The organism is Rhodococcus sp. 05-2254-2 (assembly GCF_002259095.1).
Lineage (GTDB): Bacteria > Actinomycetota > Actinomycetes > Mycobacteriales > Mycobacteriaceae > Rhodococcoides.
Map to the genome: position 1 here is coordinate 38,510 of NZ_NOZJ01000007.1, position 23,612 is coordinate 62,121.

The window sequence follows — 23,612 nt, forward strand, 5'->3', positions numbered from 1 at the left end:
GTCACCTGCGCGAGAACTCCGATGCGCGCGCGATCTGTTCGTCCGACGGCCGGACTCCGGTGTAGAGGACGAACTGTTCTGCCGCCTGCAGGGCGATGACCTGAGCGCCGGTGATCACAGGTTTGTCGGCGGCCCGAGCGGCGACGATCAGCGGCGTCTCCGACGGCATGGCGACGACGTCGAACACGGCTTTCGCCGCGTCGATCTGCTCGTCGGTGAACGGTGCCGAATCAGCGTCCGGTCCGCCGGCCATACCCACCGGGGTCACGTTCACCAACAGGTCTGCGCCCACCGCTTCGGCGGACCAGTCGTAGCCGTAGGTGTCGGCGAGGGCGGGGCCGGTGTTCGAGTTGCGGGCGACGACGGTACCCCGGGTGTAACCCGAATCCCGCAGCGCGGCAACGACAGCTTTGGCCATACCGCCGCTGCCGGTGACCGCCACCGAGTAATCGGTCGAGAATCCACTCGCGCCGAGTAGGTTCGCGACGGCCTGGTAGTCGGTGTTGTATGCGTGCAGGACGCCGTTCTCGTTGACGATCGTGTTGACGGATTCGATCGCGCTGGCGGACTCCTGCATCACGTCGACCAGTTCGATGACATCTTCCTTGAACGGCATGGACACGGCGCAGCCTCGAATGCCCAGCGCGCGAACGCCTCCCACCGCGGCGGCGAGGTCGGTGGTGGTGAACGCCTTGTAGACGAAGTTCAGGTCCAACTCGTCGTACAGATAGTTGTGAAAGCGTGTTCCGATGTTGCTCGGTCGGCCGGACAGGGACATGCAGAGCTGTGTCTCACGGTCGAGGAAGCTGCGCGCGTGTGCTGGTGCCATCGCTGAGACTTTACGCCGCGCACGTCGAGGCGACCGAAGCGAGAACACCATGATCGGCCTGGGTGATCGGCAACTCGTACTGGGCGGCGACCGACAGGTATTTTCCCGCGTAGAAGCAGTGGTAGGCCTCGTTCGGCGGTAACCATTGCGAGGGTGTCTTGTCGCTCTTGCTCTGATTGTCGACTCCGTTGACCGCGAGCAGATTGAACGCCACGTCGTTGGCGAACCGAATTCGCTTGTCGGGCAACCACGTGTTCGCGCCCATGTCCCACGCGGCGGACAGGGGGTAGACGTGATCGATCTGGATCTTTCCGGCATCGGCCTTGGTGAACTGCATCGGCTCACCGGAGTACGGATCTGCGAGCGAACCCGACAGCACGACGCAGTCGCGGGTGCCGGCGCGGAATTCGACTTCCGTCATCGACAGCGCCAGGACGTTGTCGCGGGTACCGCAGCCGTCGTGACCACCCGGCCCGTCGTAGTCGTCCGTCCACGCCGGGCCGAACACACACCCTTCGCCGCTCTTGCATCCGCGCTCGTAGCCGACGGCGTCGGGCCTGGCGGCGACCACGCGAACCTGCGCGAGCAATTGCTCGACCTGAGTGCGAGTGGGACTACCCGGAGCGGGTTCGGCGGGGGAGAAACCGGGGATGACGGGCCGGTCGCACGAGCCGAACACAGCCATCACGGCCGCAGAGATCACCAGCAGTACCGCCACCCACAGCTTTCTCACGCACGCCCCATCGTCGATCTCGGTCCTCGGTTGTCGTTCCTTGCGTCAGCAGTGTGCCGGAAGACACCGACAGTTCTCCGCTCACGCCAACCCGGCATCAGCGAACCTCGACCACGACCTTGCCGAGCACGTGCCCGTCCTCTACCAAAGCGAGAGCCTCACCCGCACGCTCGAGCGGGAACACATGGTCTATACGCGGACGAATGATGCCCGACGCAGTCAGGTCGGCCAGCCGGGCGAATGCCGCGGTGGTGCGGTCGCGATCGACACCGGAACCACCCCACTGCGCCGCGAGCACCGGGTCGGCAACGCTGACGATCGGTATCCCCGCCGTCACAGCGGTCGCGGCGGCGCGCAAGCTCTCGCCCCCGACGAGATCGATGATGCCGTTCACCGGTCGTGACAGCGAGTCGACGAAATCGGCGCCGGAGGCGAGAAATTCGGCTCCGAGGCTCTCGATCCACTCCTGCTTGCCCGTACTCGCGACTGCGAGAACGTCGATACCGTCGGCTCGCGCGAGTTGCAGAACGGTCGAACCCACGCCGCCGCCCGCGCCGAGCACCAGGATGGAGTCACCCGTGTCAACGGCGAGCCGCGCCAGCGCGTCGTATGCGGTCCCGGCGGCCACCGGCAGAGTGGCTGCGGCCGCCCAGGACACGGATTCGGGCTTGTGGGCTGTGCTCGACGCGTTGAGCACGGTGTACTGCGCATAGCCTCCGTATCCCGACGCGGTGGCTCCGAACACGTGGTCGCCCACCGAGAAGTCGGCCACACCGGCACCGGCCGACACGACCGTGCCCGATACTTCCCGGCCGAGTACCGCAGGCAGGGTGATCGGCACGGTGTCCTTGCGATTGCCCGCCCGCACCTTCCAATCCGCGGGATTGACGCCGGCGGCGTGGACCGCGACGAGAATCTGGCCAGGTCCCGGCTCGGCGACGGGTAGGTCCAGAAGGTATTCGGTGTCGGGTCCGCCGTATTCACTGAAGCCGTACGCGATCATGCACATACTGTGCCTCACCCAGCGACTCACTCGAAGCGCCTCACCCGAAGTCTGTCGGTGCTTGCTGATTGGATGGACCGATGCTGCACGGTCTCTGGTCTCCCGGTGCCGGGCTGATGCTGTGGGACGACGAGATCACCACCGGCGACGAACCCGACTTGCCGCCGACCCACGCGCACGTGCTCACCAGAACGTTTCGGCACCGTGCTGCGGTGTCGTTTCCGGCACCCGGACGCGCCGCCACCGCGCAGGCCCCGGTGCAGGTTCCGGCCATCGCACTCGCCCCGCACGACGGCGCCGATCTGCTGTTGCGGACGCCGCCGGACCACGCGGCGATCTCCGGTGACCTCCGTTACCTGGCGCATGTCGCCCGCGGAATCGAACGCTGGGTCCGCGGCGGTCGCGTCGTTCCGGCCCTGAAGTTGATGGACGGGCAGTGGTGGCCACGGTGGCGTCTGGTCGGGGGCGAGCGTCAACGTGCCTGGCTCAGCGAACTCGCCGTCGCGATGCCGTCGGTGCAGCGTGCAGGTGAGCGGCCCAAGAAGATTCTCGACGACATGGTGGAGGAGCTCACCGATCCGATCGTCAGATCGGTTCTGGGTAGACCCGACTCGGAGCATCCACTGTTGTCGGCTCTGGTTCGCGACGACCCGTATGCCGATGGCACTCAACAGATGTCGACGTTGCTCGAGAAGTGGCGCGGAAGCCTCACCGTCGACGAACCCTCGCTGGTGCTCCGGCTGCTCGAACCCGATGGCGACGACGCCGTCGACAGTTCCTCCGCGGAAGCGGTGGAGTCGTACTGGACGCTGCAGGTGTGTCTGCGCGCGGACGGCGAAGCGCCGCGACCGGTTCCGATGAGCCGCAAGGTCGGTGCCACGCTGCTCTCCATCGCCGTGCGCAAGCTCGGTGAGGCCGTGGCGGCGTACCCGAGACTGCGCGATCTGCCGTCTCAGGAAGGCACCCTGGATCTGTTGCTTCCGACGTCGGTGGTCATCGACCTCGTCGAACACGGTGCGACGGCACTGCAGGCCACCGGAACCACGGTTCTGCTTCCCCGGGCCTGGACGAGGCTCGATCCGTCGATGAGATTGCGCGTCGATTCACCGGCGGTGACGAAAGCGGCAGCCGATCGGGCGGTCGGCATGGACGAACTGGTGTCCTACGACTGGCAACTCCAACTCGGCGACATGGTGCTCACCGAGGCGGAGATGAACAGGCTCGCCGTCTCGAAGGGCGATCTCGTGCGGCTCCGCGGTCAGTGGGTGCTCGCGGACGGCGGTCAGCTCGCGCGAGCCGCCAAGTACGTCGCCGAGCATCACGGTGACGGGACTGCGCTCAGCACGCTGATGCGTGAGATGACGTTGGCCGATCCGCCACCTGCTCCGGTCCAGGACATCCGCGCCACCGGCTGGGCGGCCACGTTGCTCGAGCCCGGTGCGGTGCCGGAGACGATCCCGGTGCCCGACGGTGTGAACGCGACTCTGCGGCCGTATCAGCAGCGTGGGCTCGATTGGCTCGCGTTCATGAGTCGGCTCGGTCTCGGGGCGGTACTTGCCGACGACATGGGGCTGGGCAAGACGCTGCAGGTGCTGACATTGCTCGCGCACGAGAAGAGTTCGACGCCGACACTGCTGGTGGCACCGATGTCGGTGGTCGGCAACTGGCAGCGTGAGGCGGCGAAATTCACTCCGGCACTGCGGGTTCTGGTGCATCACGGTCCGACGCGACTACGCGACGAGGAGCTCGACCGGGCGATCGCCGAGCACGATCTGATCGTCACCACGTACGCGCTGATGGCGAAGGATCGCGCGCAGTTGGCGGAGCAGACGTGGCGTCGTGTGGTCCTCGACGAGGCGCAACACATCAAGAACTCGGGCACCGTGCAGGCCAAGGCGGCGCTCGCGATCCCCGCGGATCACAAGCTGGCGCTCACCGGAACGCCGGTCGAGAATCGTCTCGACGAGCTGAGGTCCATTCTCGACTTCGCCAATCCGGGCATGCTCGGTAGGCCGTCGGATTTCCGAAAGCGATTCTCGGTTCCGATCGAGCGCGAGAACGACGAGAGCGCGGTTTCGCGTCTGCGCGCCATCACGTCGCCGTTCATTCTGCGTCGCGTCAAGACCGATCCGACGGTCATCTCGGATCTGCCCGAGAAGAACGAGATGACCGTGCGCGCCAACCTCACGGCCGAGCAGGCTGCGCTGTACAAGGCGGTCGTCGACGAGATGATGGCGCAGATCGCCGACGCGAAGGGCATGAAGCGCAAGGGCGCGGTGCTGTCCGCGCTGACTCGCCTCAAACAGGTGTGCAATCACCCCGCCCATTTCCTGTCCGACGGCTCGCCGGTGCTCAAGAGGGGTCAGCATCGCTCCGGCAAGATCGGCTTGGTCGAGGACATGCTCGACTCGATTCTCGGCGACAACGAGAAAGCGTTGTTGTTCGCGCAGTTTCGGGAGTTCGGTGAGCTCGTGGCACCCTACTTCGCCGAACGATTCGGCACCGAGGTGCCGTTCCTCCACGGCGGGGTGAGCAAGGCCAAGCGTGACGAGATGGTGGAGAAGTTCCAGAGCGACGACGGTCCGCCGATCATGATGCTCTCGCTCAAGGCCGGCGGCACCGGGTTGAACCTCACGGCCGCCAACCATGTTGTTCATCTCGATCGTTGGTGGAATCCGGCGGTGGAGAATCAAGCGACGGACCGGGCCTTCCGCATCGGGCAGCGCAAGAACGTCGAGGTGCGCAAACTGCTGTGCGTGGGCACCGTGGAGGAACGGATCGACTCGATGCTCGTCTCCAAGCAGGACCTGGCGAATCTGGCGGTGGGCACCGGCGAGAACTGGGTGACCGAGATGGACACCGCGGAGCTGCAGGAACTGTTCCGCCTCAGTGAGGATGCGGTGGGGGAGTGATGGTCGACTTCTCGCAGTACGGCAAGCGTCGAAAAGCCAAGGGCGGCATCGAGTCCAAAAACAAGCGCGGTGCCTTCGGGCAGACGTGGTGGGGCAGGCATTTCGTGGCGGCCATGGAAGACCTCGCGGATCCGGGCCGGATCGCTCGGGGTAGAACGTATGCGCGCCAAGGGCAGGTGCTCACTCTCGGGGTCGAGCGCGGGCAGATATACGGCGAGGTGCAGGGCAGTCAGCTCGAGCCGTTCTCGGCCTCGGTCACCGTTGACCCGCTCACTCAGGGTGAGGTTGCCGCACTGGTCGGCCGGGTGCGTTCGAACCCCGGCATGCTGGCCGAGCTGGCCTCCAACGCCATTCCGCAGGCGCTGGCGTCGGTGTTGCTGCCGCACGACAAGGGGCAGCTCGATTTCGACTGCACGTGCCCCGACGACGGGTGGCCCTGCAAACACGCGGCGGCGCTGATGTACATCGCCGCCGAGCACATCGACGCATCCGCCGCCACCATCCTGACACTGCGTGGAGTCGATCTCGATCAACTGATCGAGGGCGTCGGCGACGGGGACGACGAGTTCGACCCCGATGACTGGTTCGGCGATCGCGCGTCGTTCCCCCAACTTCCCCAGGTATCGTTCGCTCCCGCGATGGACGATCTCGATCCGTTGATCCTGCGTCGAATCTTCCGCGCCGACGGCTCCTCCGAGGCCGAGGTCAGTCGCGCCGGTGCCGATCTGAGGCAGTTCTACGACCGAATGTGACGACTTCTGGACTTACGTGGACATCCGACTATAGGATGGGCGTACTTCACTTTCCACGCTCGAGGACGGACAAACTCCATGGCTCGCGAACTCACGCACTTCATCGGCGGCAAGCACGTCGCCGGCACCTCCGGAAACTTCGGGGACGTGTTCGACCCCAACACCGGCGAGGTTCAGGCCCGTGTTCCCCTGGCCGACGTATCCGAGGTCGAGGCCGTCATCGCCGATGCCGAACAGGCCCAACGTGAATGGGCCAAGTGGAACCCGCAGCGCCGGGCGCGAGTCCTGATGAAGTTCCTGCAGCTCGTCACTCGCGACACCGAGGAACTGGCCCGCCTGCTGTCCTCCGAGCACGGCAAGACGATTGCCGACGCCAAGGGCGACATCCAACGCGGCGTCGAGGTCGTGGAGTTCGCCGTCGGCGTCCCGCATCTGCTCAAGGGCGAGTACACCGAGGGTGCAGGCGGCGGGATCGACGTCTACTCGATGCGTCAGCCGCTTGGTGTCGTAGCCGGAATCACCCCCTTCAACTTCCCCGCGATGATTCCCCTGTGGAAGGCCGGCCCGGCCATCGCCTGCGGAAACGCATTCATCCTCAAGCCCTCCGAGCGCGACCCGTCCGTCCCGCTCAAGCTCGCCGAACTCTTCCTCGAAGCAGGACTGCCGCCGGGTGTGTTCAACGTCGTCAACGGTGACAAGACCGCCGTCGACGTGCTGCTCACCGACGACCGCGTCAAGGCGATCGGGTTCGTCGGCTCGACTCCCATCGCGCAGTACATCTACGAGACCGCAGCGAAGCACGGCAAGCGTGCACAGTGCTTCGGTGGAGCCAAGAACCACGCCCTGGTGATGCCCGACGCCGATCTCGACGAGGTCGCCGACGCCCTTCTCGGTGCCGCCTACGGTTCCGCGGGCGAGCGTTGCATGGCCATTTCCGTCGCGGTTCCGGTGGGTGAAGAGACCGCGGATGCGCTCGTCGCCAAGCTCACCGAGCGGGTTGCGAAGCTGAAGATCGGTCGCTCCGACGACGAGGACGCGGATTTCGGCCCGCTCGTGGGTAGCGATGCGTTGAAGCGGGTCAACGACTACACCCAGATCGGTGTCGACGAGGGTGCCGAGTTGGTCGTCGACGGGCGCGGTTTCAGCCTCGAAGGCCACGAGGGTGGATTCTTCGCGGGCGCAACACTGTTCGACAGAGTGACGACCGACATGCGGATCTACAAGGAAGAGATCTTCGGGCCCGTCCTGATCGTCGTGCGCGCAAAAGACTACGAGGATGCGCTGCGTCTGCCCACCGAGCACGAATACGGCAACGGCGTGTCCATCTTCACCCGTGACGGCGACACTGCACGCGATTTCTGCTCCCGCGTCCAGGTGGGAATGGTCGGGGTCAACGTGCCGATTCCGGTACCGATCGCGTACCACACGTTCGGCGGTTGGAAGCGCTCGGGATTCGGTGATCTGAACCAGCACGGACCCGATTCGATCCGCTTCTACACCAAGACCAAGACCGTCACGCAGCGCTGGCCGTCGGGCACCAAAGAGGCTGCGGCACAGAATCACTTCGTCATTCCGAACATGGACTGATTCGGCGATGTTCACATTGAACGAGGACGAGCGGGCGATCAACGACACCGCTCGTGAATTCGCCGACGAGTTTCTGGCCCCGAACGCGGTCGAGTGGGACCAGAGCAAGCATTTCCCCGTGGACGTACTGCGCAAGGCAGCGGGACTGGGTATGGGCGGCATCTACATTCGCGAGGACGTGGGCGGATCGGGTCTGACCAGAGTCGATTCGGTGCGGATCTTCGAGCAGCTGGCCACCGGTGACCCGTCCATCGCGGCATACATCTCCATTCACAACATGGTCGCCTGGATGATCGACACCTACGGAACCGACGAGCAGAGGCAGCGTTGGCTGCCGGGCCTGTGCACGATGGATCAGCTGGGCAGCTATTGCCTCACCGAGCCAGGCGCGGGATCGGATGCCGCGATGATCGGCACCAAGGCGGTGCGCGACGGTGACGAATACGTCTTGGACGGTGTCAAGCAATTCATCTCCGGCGCAGGCACTTCCGAGGTGTACGTCGTCATGGCGCGTACCGGTGCTCCGGGCCCTCGTGGCATCTCCGCGTTCATCGTGCCGAAGGATTCGGCGGGCCTCTCCTTCGGAGCCAACGAGAAGAAGATGGGGTGGAACGCTCAGCCCACTCGGCAGGTCGTTCTCGAAGGAGTCCGCATTCCGGCCGAGAATCTGCTCGGCAACGAGGGCGACGGGTTCCGTATCGCCATGAACGGACTCAACGGCGGACGCATCAACATCGCCGCGTGCTCGATCGGCGGAGCGCAGTCCGCTCTCGACAAGGCCGTTGCGTACCTGGCCGAGCGCAAGGCGTTCGGGGCACGGTTGCTCGATGCACAGGCGCTCCAGTTCCGACTGGCCGATTTCAAGACCGAACTCGAAGCCGCCCGCACGCTGCTGTGGCGGGCCGCGGACGCGTTGCAGAACGACGCTGCGGACAAGGTCGAGATGTGCGCGATGGCGAAGCGTTTCGGAACCGACACCGGTTTCGAGGTCGCCAACGGCGCATTGCAGCTGCTGGGTGGGTACGGCTACCTCAGCGAATACGGCGTCGAGAAGATCGTTCGTGACCTTCGAGTGCACCAGATTCTGGAAGGGACCAACGAGATCATGCGAGTGGTTGTCGCACGTTCGATCGTGGGTGCCGCATGAGTGACGTCATCCTCGAGGTCTCCGGCGGAATCGGTCGGATCACCCTGAACCGCCCCAAAGCGATCAATGCGCTCGATCATGCGATGGTGCGTGAGATCGCGCCGGCGTTGGCGCAGTGGGCAACCGACGACGCTGTCGACGTCGTCCTTCTGACCGGAGCCGGTGAGCGCGGACTGTGCGCAGGCGGAGACATCGTCTCCATCTACCACGACGCCAAGGACGGTGGCAGCGGAAGCAAGGAATTCTGGCGCGAGGAGTACATCCTCAACGCCGCGATCGCTCGATTCCCCAAGCCGTTCGTCGCCATCATGGACGGCATCGTCATGGGCGGAGGCGTCGGGCTCTCGGCACATGCCAACACTCGCATCGTCACCGAGCGATCGAAGATCGCGATGCCGGAGGTCGGAATCGGTTTCGTTCCGGATGTGGGTGGTACGTACCTACTTTCGCGTGCTCCGGGCGAGATCGGCACCCACTTCGCGCTCACCACGGCGCGGATGAATGCCGGCGACGCCATCGCAGTCGGTTTCGCCGATCACTACATCCCGTCCGACAAGCTGGAAGACTTCTACTCGGCACTCGAGACGGTCAGCGTCGGAGAGGCGGTCGCGACGTTCAGCGAGCCGGCACCGGAGTCCACGATTGCCCGTCAGCAGGGATGGATCGACGAGTGCTACGCCGGCGACGACGTTCAGGCCATCGTCGACGCTCTGGCAGCCAGCACGGTGCCGGAGGCGCAGAAGTCCGCGGAGGACATCGCGTCCAAATCGCCTGTGTCGCTGGCCGTGACGCTGAGGTCACTGCGCCGGGCAGCCACGCTGCCGACGCTGGAAGCAGTGCTCGACGAGGAGTACCGCGTGTCGGTCGCATCCCTGAGCAGTCACGACCTCGTCGAAGGAATTCGAGCACAGGTGGTCGAGAAGGACCGCAACCCGCAATGGCAACCGCGTACGTCGGCAGACGTCACGCCCGAGGACGTCGATCGGTACTTCGCACCTCTCGGGGACGCGGAACTGGGCCTGTCGAACGCACACACAGAAGGTGAGCAGTCATGAGCGAGAAGACGATCGGCTTCATCGGCCTCGGCCACATGGGTGGACCGATGGCCGCCAATCTGGCTGCGGCGGGCTACACGGTGCAGGGTTTCGATCTGGTGCCCGCCGCGCTCGAGCAGGCCACGAAGGACGGCGTCACCGTGGTCGAATCGGCCGTGGCCGCCGTCACCGATGCCGACATCGTCATCACGATGCTGCCCAACGGCACACTGGTACTCGGGTTGTACGCGGACCTGCTGCCTGCTGCCGCACCGGGCACGTTGTTCATCGACTCCTCGACCATCGACGTCGCCGACGCACACACCGCGCACAAGCTGGTGCACGAGGCTGGCCACCGCAGTCTGGACGCACCGGTCTCCGGTGGTGTCGGGGGAGCGGCTGCGGGAACGTTGACATTCATGGTGGGCGGATCCGAAGAGGACTTCGCTTCTGCTGCAGCAGTTCTCGACGTCATGGGTCGCAAGGTGGTGCACTGCGGCGCAGCGGGCAACGGCCAGGCCGCCAAGATCTGCAACAACATGATTCTCGGAGTGTCGATGATCGCCATCAGCGAGGCGTTCGTGTTGGGGGAAAAACTCGGCTTGAGCAACCAGGCGTTGTTCGACGTGGCCTCGACTGCGTCCGGTCAATGCTGGGCGCTGACGACCAATTGCCCGGTGCCCGGTCCCGTACCGACGAGCCCCGCCAACAACGAGTACAAGCCCGGCTTTGCGGCGGCGCTCATGGACAAGGATCTGGGCCTGGCCGCCAATGCACTGCGCGACAACGGTGTCGAGGGTGTTCTGGGCCTACGGGCGGCCGAGTTGTACGCTCGCTTCAAGGAAACAACTGGGGGCGGCACCGATGTCGACTTCTCCGGCATCATCAACGACATCCGCGAGCGCTCGAACGGAGCAGACCTGTGAGTGACTACGAGACGATTCTGCTCGAACGTCGGGGACGCGTCGGCATCATCACGCTCAACCGTCCCAAGGCGTTGAACGCACTCAATTCTCAGTTGATGCGCGAGGTCGTCTCGGTGGTCGAGGAGCTCGACGCGGACTCCGACATCGGTGCAATTCTCATCACCGGTTCCGAGCGGGCCTTCGCGGCCGGGGCCGACATCAAGGAGATGCAGCCCAAGTCCTACATGGACGTGTATCTCGACGACTTCTTCGCCGCCTGGGACCGATTGGCATCTGCTCGAACGCCGTTGATCGCGGCGGTGTCCGGTTACGCGCTCGGCGGCGGGTGCGAACTCGCGATGCTGTGCGACGTTCTGATCGCCTCGGACACCGCGGTATTCGGGCAACCCGAGATCAAGCTCGGCGTCATTCCGGGAATCGGTGGGTCGCAGCGCCTGACGCGTGCAGTGGGCAAGGCCAAGGCCATGGAGATGTGCTTGACCGGTCGCAACATGAAGGTCGAGGAAGCCGAGCGAGCAGGGCTGGTCTCGCGCATCGTGCCGGTCGCGGATCTCCTCGACGACGCCGTCGCGACCGCCACCACCATCGCCGAGATGTCGCTCCCGGTCGCCATGATGGCCAAGGAAGCAGTGAACCGATCGTTCGAGTCGAGCCTTCGCGAGGGTGTTCTGTTCGAGCGCCGCGTGTTTCACTCGACCTTCGCCACCGAGGACCAGAAGGAAGGCATGTCGGCCTTCATCGAGAAGCGAACGCCGAACTTCCAGCATCGGTAGCTGACCTTCGGGGTCGTTCCGCAGGCTCCACTCCCGGGCCCGCCCTACCTGTCGGGTGACAGGAGGGCGGCCCCGCGGGCCGAGACCAACTCCGGCATCGATGGCACCAGCGTCGTCAGGCCGGTTCGCAACTCGAGCGACCGCGCGATCGAGGTGATGTTCGCGCCGCCGCCCACCACGACGATGGACTGCGGTCTGGCACCGGACAATTCGATGGTCTGCTCCACCAACATGCCCGCGTACCGCACCGGTCCGGCGATCAGATCGTCGAAGTCGCGTCGGGTCAGCACATGCCGCGCCGCACCGGATGGATCGGTGGTGCTGACGACGGAGTCGACGCTCAGTTGCTCCTTGATGGACCGGCTGGCGTCGATTCCGATGCGAACACCGTTGGACGAGAGCAGCCGCCGAACAGAGTGATCGAGATCGTCGCCGCAGAACGTGGCCGTTCGCCGCGTCATGAGGGTGCGAGTGGACGCGAGGTCGATGACGGTGACAGTGGTTCCGGTGCTTCCGATATCGCACAACACGGTGACGCCGTGATTGGGCACCAGCCCGATGAAACGCAGATAGCGCACCTGCGCAGCGGTTTCCGGAACGAGCGAGGCCGTGCGCGCCGTACCGCTGGTGGCGACCGAGCCGGGATCGGTGGCAACCCGATAGGCGATGGCGGAGAACTGAACCGGGAGCGACATCGTCGCGGCGATGGAGTGGATGGCGTCGACGCCGGTGGCGATCGTGGTGGACAGCGACTGACCCGGGGCTCGGCGCGCCGTCCTGGACACGATGGGTGTGCGGTGGGGGCTGTCCAGATACGTCAGAATTGCGCGTGCGCCGTGCGCACCCGCCCCGACCCCCAAAACCAGCACCCCGCCCCGCCCTTCAGCAGATCGGCTCCGACCTGTTCCTGGAGCAATTGCACCACGAACGGTACGGGTGTGCCATTGTCTTGTGACGAGTCACGATCGAACTCAGAACGATGTAGTGATGTTTTCACTGTCGAAATCGCCTGCATCCGAACGGAGTTCCGCCAAGATCCGAACGAGCGCCAGTAATTTGTCCCGTGCCAGACCGGGGCGTGCGAACACCAGTGAGTTCAAGCGCTCTGTGGCCTCGACGGCCAAAGTGCGTCCCTGCTCGGTGATTTCGACCAGTGTGGTGCGCCGATCGCTCGGATGTGGGATGCGTCGAACGTATCCCACGGACTCGAGACGATCGACAGCGTTGGTCACGCTCGTGGGATGCACCTGCAGACGTGCGCTCGCCTTCGCCATCGGCAGAGCCCCGTTCTTGGTGAAGGTCAACAACGTCAGCAGCTCGTAGCGCGAAAAGGTCAGTCCCGTCGGCTTCAACGCTTCCTCGACCCGGGCGAGCATGATCTGCTGCGCGCGCATCAACGAGGTCACTGCGGCCATACCGTCGGCGGCGTCGGACCATCCGTGTTCGGTCCACTGGCGGTGTGCCTCTGCAATGGGATCGAGGGGAAGCGGAGACGGTGCTGGCATACCGACCATCCTCCCACGGTGTCCGGTTCCGGCGTCTACCGAATGACGACGCGAGGTACTGCGAGCGGAACTCGATCCGTGATCGCGGCGCGGGCAAGCGAGATCTGCTCGCGGGCTTCGGCTGTGCGGGCGGTATCGGTGTCGCCGGAGGCCAACGCGCGGTCCAGCAAGACCAGTTGAGTCAGTACGGCGTCGACGTTCTCGGAATCCTGTGCCGCCCGACCCACTCGCTCGGCGAGGCGAATTCCGGCCTGCACCACCATGGGGCTGCCGGTGCCGTAGATCCGCACCGCATCGAGGGCATGGTCGATCAGTGACGGAACCGCGACGCGGCGGGTGATCACCCGCACGGTGCCGTCGGAGCCGCACCGAGCACGGGAGGGCCTGGGACGCTGGACGACCGCGACCAGTCCGACCGTGAGATCGTCGATGGCGTTGCGTGCCGTGTACGGGTCGTTGACGCCCGTCGACAGGGCGCGCACAGCCATTTCGGTCATCTGCTCGACGGCGAAAGCGATGTCGTGCCGCGGTGTTCGACTGGTGCCGATGGCGAACGACCCTCGAACCCGTCCGACCGCGTCGGTGGAGATGTTCGCCGATCGATCGGCCAGAACATCGGCGAGCGGTTCACCGGCGACGACGTGTTCACCGGGCACTCGATGAACATCGATCACGGTGTCGGTGTCGCCAGCGATGTTCAGCACTGCGTCTTCGTCGATGTCGATGATCACCCCGGACTCCTCGGCCAGCACCGTCGTGTAGACGGGCGGCTTGACGATGCCCTCTGCCGACGCTGCATCGGCGGGTTGTTCGGGTGGGTAGAGCGCGTCGACGGACTCCGACAGTTCGTCGCGGACGCGGCCGGACAGCGTCGCCACCTGGATCGACTGTGCGATGTGATGAATGAAGTAGACGAGCACACCCACGTCGACCACCGCGAGTGCGACGGCAACGTTGACGGCGATGTCCGGCACGAAGACCGAGCCGTCGGATTCGATCGAGCGAATCGACCGCAGCACCATCAGCGAGTACAGGAACGTGGCACCGAAGATGCCGAGCACCACCTGATTGCCGCGATCGGCCATGAAGTTGCGCACCAGGCGGGGGCCGTACGAGGAACTGGCGGTGGCGAGGACGGAGATGGTGATGGAGAACGACGTCGCAGCCACGCCGAGCATGGACCCGCCGATGGCACCGAGGATGTCTCGGCTGCCGCTGGCACCCACGTGGTAGAGCAGCGAGCCCGTCAGATCCACCCGGGTATCGAGCAGATAGCGATCGAGACTCACCAGAGCCTGCGCGAGCACGAGTGCGACGACCCCGAGGACGGCGGGAATGAACCAGAACGATTCCCGCAGCTTCGCCATGTGTTCCTTCATGACGCACAGTCTTCCCGTAGGCGTCCGAATCAACCCTCGGTATTCGAATCCCGTCGCTCCGATCGATGCCGTGTCAGGCCAGCAGGGCCGGCTTTCGTGCCACGGTGACGGCCCAGTCGGCGTCCGTCCGCCAGGGCCGGAGATCCCACGTCGCGAATCGGTGCTCGAGGACGAAACCGACCGCCGCCAAATCCTCGTCGAGCATGTCCACGGTGTACTCCCTATCGGTGGCGAATCCGGTGACGAACACTCCGCCTTCGGTCAGGTGTGCCCAGATGCGTTGGAGCGCAGTTCGTTCGGTACCGGGCTTCATGAAGACGAGTACGTTGCCCGCTGCCACGGCCGCGTCGAACGTCCGGCCCAGATCGAGCGTCGTCAGATCGGCGACATGAACGTCGAGTTCGGGGTGCGCTCGCGCGGCCTCGGCCAGAACGGGATCGAGATCCACTGCGGTCACACGGTGTCCGCGGCGGGCCAACTCGACACCGAGTCGGCCGGTCCCGCATCCGGCATCGAGAATGCTCGACGCGGGGGAGACCACCGCGTCGACCATGCGGGCCTCGCCGTGCAGATCCACGCCGCGTTCGGCCAGGCGGTCGAATCGCTCGATGTAGCGCGCGGAATCGTCTGCGGAGTTCTCGGCTTGCCAGCGTGTGGTCACCCCGCCAGGGTAGGTCAGGTCAGGGAGTCGAGGGCCGACCGGGCTTCGGCCACGCGGATGCGGGCCGCGTCTAGTGCCGCCGCCGTCGACTCCGCCTGTACGACGCTGGCCTCGTGTGCTTCTCGTGCAGCCTGCTCTCGGGCTCCGGCGGCCTCCAGCTCGGCCTCGATTCGCTCGACTTCTTCTGCAGCGCTGTGCAGTTCGGACGCTTTTCGTTCGGTGTCCGCTTGGGCTTCGTCGACTTCGGTTCGCGCGGTATCGAGATCGGATTCGGCCGACTCGAGTTCGGCGAGCAGTCGGTTTCGTTCGGCTTCGTCGGTTTTATGCCGGTCGTCCTCGACCTCGGGAGAAACCGGGTCGTCCTCGGCGGCGTCGTCATCGTCGGGAGAGTCCGGAACGATCGACAGCAGCGCAGGCCCGAAGCCGCTGTACGTTTCGGCCACCACGGTTCTGCCTTTGCGGACGCGGTCGCGTATCTCGGCGTCGGCCATCGCCGCGTTCAGGGTGTTGGAGATCTCGCGGGCTGCGTTGTCGCCGACGGTCGCCCCGAGGTCGCGTCCGAGCGCGACTGCTCGGTCGGTCAGTGCACGTATCGAAGTGCTTCGGGCAGTGGACAATTCACGCAGTCGGGGGCCGTCGCCGCGCTGCTGTGCTCGTTCGAGTTGCTCACCCAGATCGAACAGTTCCGCCAGGGCCGATTCGTCTCGGCGAGCGAGTGTGTTCACCAACCACGCCACGAGAGTGGGTTTGCGCAGGGCGCCGATGCGGGTGGCACCGGCTTTGTCGCCGGCCTTCTTGAACCGGGTGACGTATGCCGCACGATGCGAGACGAAATCAGCGGGAGGGAGTGAGTACAGGTCGTCGACGACGGTCTCGACTCGGGGGAGATTCTCGGACATCGAAGTCCACCGTCTCGTTCGAGCAGCCACCGTACGACGATGACGTGCGTGAAAGATGTGTGCCCCCGGCAGGATTCGAACCTGCGGCCTTTCGCTCCGGAGGCGAACGCTCTATCCCCTGAGCTACGGGGGCGCACCGGACGAACCGGTGTGCCTGTTGGGCTGTACGAAAGACTAGCGCATCCGCGACCCGAGCCGAAATCACCCCTCGGGCAGCGGCTGCGCACCCTTCTCGGCGAGCATCTGCTTCATCAGCGTCGACTCGCTGGTCTGGGTGGCGACCATGGAGTTCGCCAGATTGATCACCGCCGGTGACTGCGCGTGAGTCTGCGCGTACTCCATCATCGCTAGGCCGCCCTCGTGGTGGCGCAGCATGAGTTGCAGGAACATCACGTCGACATCCGAGCCGGTGGCCTGGCGAAGAGCGGCGAGCTCAGCGGAACTGGCCATGCCCGGCATGGCCCTGGTGGGATCCGAGGATCCGGGATCCATGGACATTCCGCCCATCGAGTGACCGTGCGAGTCGTCCTCGGCCATCCAGTTCATGTAGCCGTCGGTCGAGATCGGTGCTCGGTCCCACAGGGCCAACCAGCCCTGCATCTGTCCCACCTGGTTCTGCTGCGAGGTGAGCATGTCGAACGCCAGGCTCTTGACTGCCTGATCCGGCGCGTTGGTCAACGCCACCGCCGCCATCTCGATCGCCTGGTTGTGGTGCACGGTCATGTCCTGCGCGAAGCCGACGTCCACCGAGTCCGCAGCAGGTGCGGTGTCGTCGTCCCGGAACGGACTCTGCACCAGAAAGCCCAGCGCGAAACCGATCGCCAGCACGGCGGTCAGCGCCAGCGCCACCAGCGCGGTGCGCTGGCTCGGCTTGGTGGCGGACGCGGTGGCGTCCGCGCTGTCGGTTGTCGTGGGCTCGGTCATCAGTTGGTGGGTACCTGAAGATCGCTCGGCAGCTGAACTCCGCCGGTGCCGCCGGTCTCGCTTGCGTCGGGGGTGATGCCGGCACCGTCCATCGGTACCGCGTCCGCGCCGGGTGCAGAGGCGTCGAACAGGGGTGGGTTGTCCGGATCGAATGCGTTGTCACCGGTTCCCGGGACCGATGCGCAGCTGGCGCCGACCTCGGGGTAGGCGAAACGGTTGAGGCGCAAGGCGGAGATGAACTGGCCGATGCGTTCGTCGTCCACGCTGTCCAACTTGAGCTGGTGGCCCCAGGACTGCAGCGAGACCGGGGAATCGAGGCCGGGGTACGGCGACATCATCATCTGCGTTTCACCGTCGACGCGATCGGCCAGCGACTGGACCTGGTCCTCGTTCAGATCGTCGGGGTTGTAGGTGACCCAGACGGCACCGTGCTCGAGCGAGTGCACGGCATTCTCGGTGCGAATGGCCTCGGGGTACACGATTCCCGTGCAGGTGGCCCACACGGCATCGTGCGGTCCACCGAACGGCGGCGACTGGTCGTAGGCGACCCGCTGCGTGCGCCCGACGTGCAGAGCCGCGGGGTACTCCTGAATCGCGACACCCTCGATGCCGGTCGACGGATCCTGATTGGCCTCGCTCGGCGCGAACTTCTGCGCCTCGGCGCGGTCCTGGTACTTCGGATACAGATTGATCCCGAGGCCCGCGACGAGACCGACGACGACAACGACACCGGCAACCGTCAGCCAGGGAATCTGCCTGCCCGTCGCGGTGGGCACGCCGCCCTTCTTCTTGCGAGCTGACTTCTTGTTGGCTGCGTTGATGGCTTTGTCTGCCTTCGCAGCCGACTTGTTCTGACTGCCTTTGTCGGGACCCGTTGGCATCGCTGTAGTTGCTCTCTCAGTCGAGGAAAGGTGGTGTTCGGTTGCGCTGGTGATGCGTATCTGCTGGTGACAGCATCGTCCGATGACCATCAGCGCAGAGCGCCCTCACTGTACGTTCTCTGTCTGAGAGCGTGCTCAGAGCCTGCGCGGACCGCGCAGGCCGAGGTTGCTCGCCGGCAGACGGGCAGTGGATGCGAGGACGCCGCGCACCAGCCAATAGGATAGCTACCTGTGACTCCCGCCGATCTTGCCGAACTGCTTCACGCGACCGCCGCGAAGGTGCTTGCCGACCGCGGCCTGGATGCATCAGTCCTCCCTGCGAAGCTGACCGTCGAGCGTCCCCGCAATCCCGAGCACGGCGACTACGCGACCAACGTGGCACTCCAGGTCGCGAAGAAGGCCGGAGCCAACCCCCGCGACTTCGCCGGCTGGCTCGCCGAGGCTCTCGCCGCCGACGCAGCCATCGCCGACGCCGATGTCGCAGGCCCCGGATTCCTGAACATCAGGCTGGCCGCTGCAGCGCAGGGCGAGATCGTCGCTCGCGTGCTCGCCGAAGGCGCGGCCTTCGGCAGCGGTTCCTCGATGACGGGCAAGAAGGTCAATCTCGAGTTCGTCTCGGCCAACCCGACCGGTCCGGTGCACCTCGGCGGTACCCGGTGGGCAGCCGTGGGCGATGCACTCGGTCGCATCCTGACCGCCCACGGGGCCGAGGTCACTCGCGAGTACTACTTCAACGATCACGGCGCGCAGATCGCCCGCTTCAGCCGGTCGCTGATCGCCGCGGCCAAGGGCGAACCCGCTCCGGAGAACGGCTACGCAGGCGAGTACATCGCCGAGATCGCGGAGCAGGTGCTGGTGCAGGAGCCGGAAGCGCTCGCGCTGGCCCCCGAGGCCCAGGAAGAGACGTTCCGAGCGATCGGCACCCAGCTGATGTTCGACCGGATCAAGGCCAATCTGCACGAGTTCGGCGTCGACTTCGATGTCTACTTCCACGAGAACTCGCTGTTCGACTCGGGTGAGGTCGAGAAGTCGGTCGAGTACCTCAAGAGCTCGGGGAGCCTCTACGAGGAGGACGGTGCCTGGTGGCTACGGTCCACCGAGTACGGCGACGACAAGGATCGTGTCGTCATCAAGAGCGACGGCAACGCCGCCTACATCGCCGGCGACATCGCCTACTTCCAGAACAAGCGGCAGCGCGGCTTCGATCTGTGCATCTACATGCTCGGAGCGGACCACCACGGATACATCGGACGGCTCAAGGCGGCCGCAGCTGCATTCGGAGACGACCCCGCGACCGTCGAGGTGCTGATCGGCCAGATGGTCAACCTGGTGCGCGACGGCGTGGCCGTCAAGATGAGCAAGCGTGCCGGAACCGTCATCACCCTCGACGACCTGGTCGAAGCCATCGGCGTCGACGCCTCCCGGTACGTCATGATCCGGTCGTCCGTCGACTCCAGCATCGACATCGACCTCGCCCTGTGGGCGAGCGCCAGCAACGAGAACCCGGTGTACTACGTCCAGTACGCCCACGCCCGCTTGGCCTCACTCGCGCGCAATGCCGCCGAACTGGGAATCAGCGCGCAGCAGCCAGATCTGAGCCTGCTCACCCACGAGCAGGAAGGCGAGCTGATCAGGACGATCGGCGAGTACCCGCGCGTGGTGGCCAGCGCCGCCGAACTGCGCGAACCACACCGGATCGCCCGCTACCTCGAAGAGCTGGCGGGTGCCTACCACCGTTTCTACGGTGCGTGTCGAGTACTTCCACAAGGAGACGAGGAGCCCGGACCTGTGAACACCGCACGACTGGCGTTGGGGAACGCGACCCGGCAGGTCCTGGCCAACGGCCTCGAACTGCTCGGGGTCAGCGCACCGGAGCGCATGTGAGCGCACATCCGGCAGGACCCAAGCATGCCGACGCCCCCGCGAAGGAGTCGATGTCCCATCGCCCGGCCGACGCGTCGGAGATGACGACGCTGCCCGAGCAGGTGTGGCCCCGCAACGCCGAGCGCGGTGAGGACGGAACCGTCCGGCTCGCCGGAGTGTCGGTCACCGATCTCGCGGAGCAGTACGGCACACCGTTGTTCGTCGTGGACGAGGACGACTTCCGTTCGCGCTGCCGTGAGATGGCCGCCGCTTTCGGGGCGCCCGAACGAGTTCACTACGCCTCCAAGGCTTTCCTGTGCGGAGAGATCGCACGCTGGGTGGCCGACGAAGGGCTCTCTCTCGACATCTGTTCCGGAGGCGAGTTGGCCATCGCGTTGGCTGCCGGATTCCCGGCCGACCGAATTGCCATGCACGGCAACAACAAATCGGTCGCCGAGCTCGAGGCGGGCGTGCGCGCAGGCGTCGAACATGTGGTGCTCGACTCCAACATCGAGATCGACCGTCTCGACGGCGTCGCCGGTGCGGCCGGTGTGGTGCAGGACGTTCTCATTCGCATCACCGTCGGTGTCGAAGCGCATACCCACGAGTTCATCGCCACCGCGCACGAGGATCAGAAGTTCGGATTCTCGCTCGCCGACGGCTCTGCGCTCGACGCTGTCCGGCGCGTGTTCGCTGCCGACAACCTCCGCCTCGTCGGACTGCACAGTCACATCGGTTCGCAGATATTCGAGGTCGACGGCTTCGAGTTGGCAGCGCACAAGGTTATCGGTCTCCTGCGAGACATCGTCTCGGAGTTCGGCGTCGACAAGACCGCGCAGATCTCGACACTGGATCTCGGTGGCGGCATGGGTATTTCGTACGTGCCGAGTGACGATCCGCCGCCGGTGGAGCAGCTCGCGGCGAAGTTGACCGCCATCGTGGAGACCGAGTCCGCCGCAGTGGGTCTACCGGTCCCGACGATCGCCGTCGAGCCGGGCCGAGCCATCGCCGGGCCGGGCACCGTCACGCTCTACGAGGTCGGCACGATCAAGGACGTCACCGTCGACAAGTCGACGCGCAGGCGCTACATCAGCGTCGACGGCGGCATGAGCGACAACATCCGAACCTCGCTGTATCAGGCCGAATACGACTGTCGGCTGGTCTCGCGTACGAGCGATGCCGAGGCCGTCGTGGCTCGGGTCGTCGGAAAGCATTGCGAGAGCGGCGACATCGTCATCAAGAACACATGGATGCCGGCAGACGTCGGGCCGGGTGACCTGCTCGCGGTAGCGGCCACCGGGGCCTACTGCTACTCCATGTCCAGTCGCTACAACCTGCTGACGCGGCCCGCTGTGGTTGCGGTCAAGGACGGGCACTCGCGCCTGATCCTGCGGCGGGAAACCATCGAAGATCTGCTCAGCTTGGAGGTTCAGCCATGACATCGAAGCCGATAGGCGTCGCCGTACTCGGACTCGGAAACGTCGGCAGCGAGGTCGTTCGGATCCTCACCGATAACGCTGACGACTTCGAGGCGAGAGTCGGTGCGCCGCTGGAGATTCGGGGCATCGCGGTGCGTCGGGTCGACGGCGATCGTGGAGTTCCGGCCGAGCTGCTCACCGACGATCCCGCCGAGCTCGTGGGCCGCGACGACGTCGACATCGTCGTCGAGGTTCTCGGCGGCATCGACATTCCCCGCAAGCTGGTGCTCTCTGCCCTGGAGAAGGGCAAGTCCGTCATCACGGCGAACAAGGCCCTGCTGGCCGAGTACACCGGGGAACTGGCCGACGCGGCCGAGAAGTCACGTGCCGACCTGTATTTCGAGGCCGCCGTGGCCGGAGCCATTCCCGTCGTCCGCCCGCTGATGCAGTCTCTCGCGGGTGACCGTGTGAACAAGGTTGCCGGCATCGTCAACGGCACCACGAACTTCATCCTCTCGGCCATGGACGAGACGGGCGCGGACTACGCCGAAACCCTCGCCGAGGCAGGGCGTCTGGGCTACGCCGAGGCCGACCCGACCGCCGACGTCGAAGGCTACGACGCTGCATCGAAGGCCGCCATCCTGGCGTCCATCGCATTCCACACGCGGGTCACTGCCGGTGACGTCTACCGCGAGGGCATCAGCAAGATCACCTCGGACGATCTCGAAACCGCGAAATCCCTGGACTGCACCATCAAGCTGCTGGCCATCTGCGAGCGGATCGTCACGCCCAAGGGCAAGGAGCGAATCTCCGCTCGGGTCTACCCGGCGCTCGTTCCGCTGAACCACCCGTTGGCGTCGGTGAACGGTGCGTTCAACGCCGTGGTCGTCGAAGCAGAGGCCGCAGGCCGCCTGATGTTCTACGGCCAGGGTGCAGGCGGCGCGCCGACCGCGTCCGCAGTACTCGGCGACCTGGTGATGGCCGCTCGCAACAAGTTCTACGGCGGACGGGGTCCACTCGAATCCAAGTACGCCAAGCTCAAGGTGGCCCCCATGGGTGACATCCTCACTCGCTACTACGTCAGCATGCAGGTTGCCGACAAGCCAGGCGTTCTCGCCACCGTGGCGGCCGAGTTCTCCAAGCGTGACGTCAGCATCTCCACGGTGCGTCAGCAGGGCTCGGGTGACGGAGCCAGGCTCGTCGTCGTCACGCACCTCGCGGCCGACTCCGCACTGTCCGACACCGTTGCATCCCTCGAGCAGCTCGACGTCGTCGTTCACGTCGCCAGCGTTCTCCGATTGGAAGGCACCACCGTATGAGCGTCCACACCCCCTGGCCCGGTCTGATCGAGGCATACCGTTCGCGTCTGGCGATCGGCCCGGATTGGAAGACCGTCACGCTGCGCGAGGGCGGCACCCCGCTGTTGCCGGCCGGGCACCTGTCCGAACTGACCGGGTGCACAGTGCATCTCAAGGTCGAGGGACTCAACCCCACCGGCTCCTTCAAGGACCGCGGGATGACCATGGCCGTCACCGACGCGCTCGCCCGAGGTCAGGAGGCCGTTCTCTGCGCCTCGACCGGCAACACCTCGGCCTCCGCAGCTGCCTACGCGGCCAAGGCCGGAATGAGCTGTGCCGTCTTGGTTCCGCAGGGCAAGATCGCCATGGGCAAGCTCGCTCAGGCAGTCATGCACGGAGCCAAGATCATTCAGGTGCAGGGCAACTTCGACGATTGCCTCGAACTGGCCCGCAAGACCACGGCCGAGTTCCCGACCATCGGTCTGGTCAACTCCGTCAACCCCGTCCGCATCGAAGGCCAGAAGACCGCGGCCTTCGAGATCTGCGACGCCCTCGGCGACGCACCGGACATCCACGCACTGCCGGTCGGCAACGCAGGCAACATCACCGCGTACTGGCGCGGTTACTCGGAGTACTTCCGTGACGGTCTGACCACGCGCAAGCCGCGGATGCTCGGAGTCCAGGCCGCGGGCGCTGCTCCGCTGGTTCACGGTGCGCCGGTGAAGGATCCGGAAACCATCGCCACCGCGATCCGGATCGGCTCGCCCGCATCCTGGAACGGCGCCGTCAACGCCAAGGAAGAATCGAACGGAGCATTCCGCGCAGCGACCGACGAGGAGATCCTCGAGGCGTACCGATTGATCGCCAAGACCGAGGGCGTGTTCGTCGAGCCCGCCTCCGCCGCCAGTGTCGCCGGGCTCCTCGCAGCTCGAAAGGAAGGCTGGCTCGAACCGGGCCTGACCGTCGTGTGCACGGTCACCGGAAACGGCCTCAAGGATCCCGATACGGCGCTGTCGGGAATGCCTGTCGTAGAACCCATTTCGGTCGATCCCGTCGCTGTCGCGGCTGCGCTCGAGCTGGCCTGAGTT

The 23,612-nt window shown here is 65.4% G+C and carries 21 protein-coding genes and 1 tRNA gene; 11 read left to right on the plus strand and 11 right to left on the minus strand.

Annotated features, from left to right (window positions below):
- Position 1 precedes the first annotated feature (1 nt).
- The 3 genes from CH283_RS09810 to CH283_RS09820 form a co-directional block, all read right to left on the minus strand.
- On the minus strand, positions 2-829 hold the full coding sequence (locus tag CH283_RS09810; protein WP_094638589.1) for a shikimate 5-dehydrogenase: 828 nt from the start codon (positions 827-829) through the stop codon (positions 2-4).
- Positions 830-839: 10 nt separating this feature from the next.
- Complete coding sequence (locus CH283_RS09815) at positions 840-1,562, minus strand: HNH endonuclease family protein (protein WP_255183167.1); 723 nt, start codon at positions 1,560-1,562, stop codon at positions 840-842.
- Positions 1,563-1,659: 97 nt separating this feature from the next.
- The gene (locus tag CH283_RS09820) at positions 1,660-2,565 is read right to left on the minus strand and encodes an NADP-dependent oxidoreductase (RefSeq protein ID WP_094638588.1); all 906 of its coding nucleotides are present in this window, start codon (positions 2,563-2,565) and stop codon (positions 1,660-1,662) included.
- An 80-nt stretch (positions 2,566-2,645) separates the two neighbouring features.
- Here CH283_RS09820 and CH283_RS09825 point away from each other — a divergent pair, with 80 nt between their 5' ends.
- The 7 genes from CH283_RS09825 (at position 2,646) to CH283_RS09855 (ending at position 11,696) form a co-directional block, all read left to right on the plus strand.
- Positions 2,646-5,477 carry a DEAD/DEAH box helicase gene (locus CH283_RS09825; RefSeq protein ID WP_094638587.1) on the plus strand — a complete coding sequence of 944 codons (2,832 nt, stop codon included), beginning with the start codon at positions 2,646-2,648 and terminating at the stop codon, positions 5,475-5,477.
- The gene (locus tag CH283_RS09830) at positions 5,477-6,229 is read left to right on the plus strand and encodes an SWIM zinc finger family protein (RefSeq protein WP_094638586.1); all 753 of its coding nucleotides are present in this window, start codon (positions 5,477-5,479) and stop codon (positions 6,227-6,229) included. The genes CH283_RS09825 and CH283_RS09830 overlap by 1 nt, the downstream gene beginning before the upstream one ends.
- Before the next feature lie 78 nt (positions 6,230-6,307).
- Positions 6,308-7,816, plus strand: a complete 1,509-nt coding sequence (locus tag CH283_RS09835; protein WP_068048327.1) for a CoA-acylating methylmalonate-semialdehyde dehydrogenase — start codon at positions 6,308-6,310, stop codon at positions 7,814-7,816.
- A gap of 7 nt (positions 7,817-7,823) precedes the next feature.
- The gene (locus CH283_RS09840; protein WP_094638585.1) at positions 7,824-8,963 is read left to right on the plus strand and encodes an isobutyryl-CoA dehydrogenase; all 1,140 of its coding nucleotides are present in this window, start codon (positions 7,824-7,826) and stop codon (positions 8,961-8,963) included.
- Entirely contained in the window at positions 8,960-10,018 is a 1,059-nt protein-coding gene (locus CH283_RS09845) for an enoyl-CoA hydratase/isomerase family protein (RefSeq protein ID WP_094638584.1), read from the plus strand. The genes CH283_RS09840 and CH283_RS09845 overlap by 4 nt, the downstream gene beginning before the upstream one ends.
- On the plus strand, positions 10,015-10,923 hold the full coding sequence (gene mmsB / locus CH283_RS09850) for a 3-hydroxyisobutyrate dehydrogenase (RefSeq protein ID WP_094638583.1): 909 nt from the start codon (positions 10,015-10,017) through the stop codon (positions 10,921-10,923). The genes CH283_RS09845 and mmsB overlap by 4 nt, the downstream gene beginning before the upstream one ends.
- On the plus strand, positions 10,920-11,696 hold the full coding sequence (locus CH283_RS09855) for an enoyl-CoA hydratase (protein ID WP_094638582.1): 777 nt from the start codon (positions 10,920-10,922) through the stop codon (positions 11,694-11,696). Before mmsB ends, CH283_RS09855 begins: the two co-directional genes overlap by 4 nt.
- Positions 11,697-11,740: 44 nt before the next feature.
- Here the strand turns inward: CH283_RS09855 and CH283_RS09860 are convergent, their stop codons facing one another.
- The 8 genes from CH283_RS09860 to CH283_RS09895 all read right to left on the minus strand — a co-directional run bounded on the left by CH283_RS09860 (position 11,741) and on the right by CH283_RS09895 (position 17,945).
- Entirely contained in the window at positions 11,741-12,565 is an 825-nt protein-coding gene (locus tag CH283_RS09860) for a hypothetical protein (protein WP_094638581.1), read from the minus strand.
- A 102-nt stretch (positions 12,566-12,667) separates the two neighbouring features.
- Positions 12,668-13,201: a MarR family winged helix-turn-helix transcriptional regulator gene (locus CH283_RS09865; protein ID WP_094638685.1), complete on the minus strand. Its 534-nt coding sequence runs from the start codon at positions 13,199-13,201 to the stop codon at positions 12,668-12,670.
- A 35-nt stretch (positions 13,202-13,236) separates the two neighbouring features.
- Complete coding sequence (locus CH283_RS09870; protein ID WP_094638667.1) at positions 13,237-14,580, minus strand: DUF2254 domain-containing protein; 1,344 nt, start codon at positions 14,578-14,580, stop codon at positions 13,237-13,239.
- 73 nt (positions 14,581-14,653) lie between these two features.
- The gene (locus CH283_RS09875) at positions 14,654-15,241 is read right to left on the minus strand and encodes a class I SAM-dependent DNA methyltransferase (protein WP_094638668.1); all 588 of its coding nucleotides are present in this window, start codon (positions 15,239-15,241) and stop codon (positions 14,654-14,656) included.
- 14 nt (positions 15,242-15,255) lie between these two features.
- Positions 15,256-16,140, minus strand: coding sequence for a hypothetical protein (locus CH283_RS28255; RefSeq protein WP_094638669.1), 885 nt, complete (start codon positions 16,138-16,140; stop codon positions 15,256-15,258).
- A gap of 60 nt (positions 16,141-16,200) precedes the next feature.
- Positions 16,201-16,273, minus strand: a tRNA-Arg gene (locus CH283_RS09885).
- A gap of 68 nt (positions 16,274-16,341) precedes the next feature.
- Positions 16,342-17,064 carry a DUF305 domain-containing protein gene (locus CH283_RS09890; RefSeq protein ID WP_094638670.1) on the minus strand — a complete coding sequence of 241 codons (723 nt, stop codon included), beginning with the start codon at positions 17,062-17,064 and terminating at the stop codon, positions 16,342-16,344.
- The gene (locus CH283_RS09895; protein ID WP_068048298.1) at positions 17,064-17,945 is read right to left on the minus strand and encodes a DUF3105 domain-containing protein; all 882 of its coding nucleotides are present in this window, start codon (positions 17,943-17,945) and stop codon (positions 17,064-17,066) included. The genes CH283_RS09890 and CH283_RS09895 overlap by 1 nt, the downstream gene beginning before the upstream one ends.
- Positions 17,946-18,176: 231 nt before the next feature.
- On the opposite strand from CH283_RS09895, the gene argS reads away from it, so the two are divergent.
- Genes argS through thrC form a run of 4 tightly spaced genes read left to right on the plus strand, consistent with a single transcriptional unit; the run spans position 18,177 to position 23,609 of the window.
- Positions 18,177-19,829: an arginine--tRNA ligase gene (argS, locus tag CH283_RS09900; protein ID WP_094638671.1), complete on the plus strand. Its 1,653-nt coding sequence runs from the start codon at positions 18,177-18,179 to the stop codon at positions 19,827-19,829.
- Complete coding sequence (gene lysA / locus CH283_RS09905; protein WP_094638672.1) at positions 19,826-21,247, plus strand: diaminopimelate decarboxylase; 1,422 nt, start codon at positions 19,826-19,828, stop codon at positions 21,245-21,247. Before argS ends, lysA begins: the two co-directional genes overlap by 4 nt.
- Positions 21,244-22,545, plus strand: coding sequence for a homoserine dehydrogenase (locus tag CH283_RS09910; RefSeq protein ID WP_094638673.1), 1,302 nt, complete (start codon positions 21,244-21,246; stop codon positions 22,543-22,545). The genes lysA and CH283_RS09910 overlap by 4 nt, the downstream gene beginning before the upstream one ends.
- Positions 22,542-23,609, plus strand: coding sequence for a threonine synthase (gene thrC / locus CH283_RS09915; protein WP_027497914.1), 1,068 nt, complete (start codon positions 22,542-22,544; stop codon positions 23,607-23,609). The genes CH283_RS09910 and thrC overlap by 4 nt, the downstream gene beginning before the upstream one ends.
- Positions 23,610-23,612: the final 3 nt, after the last annotated feature.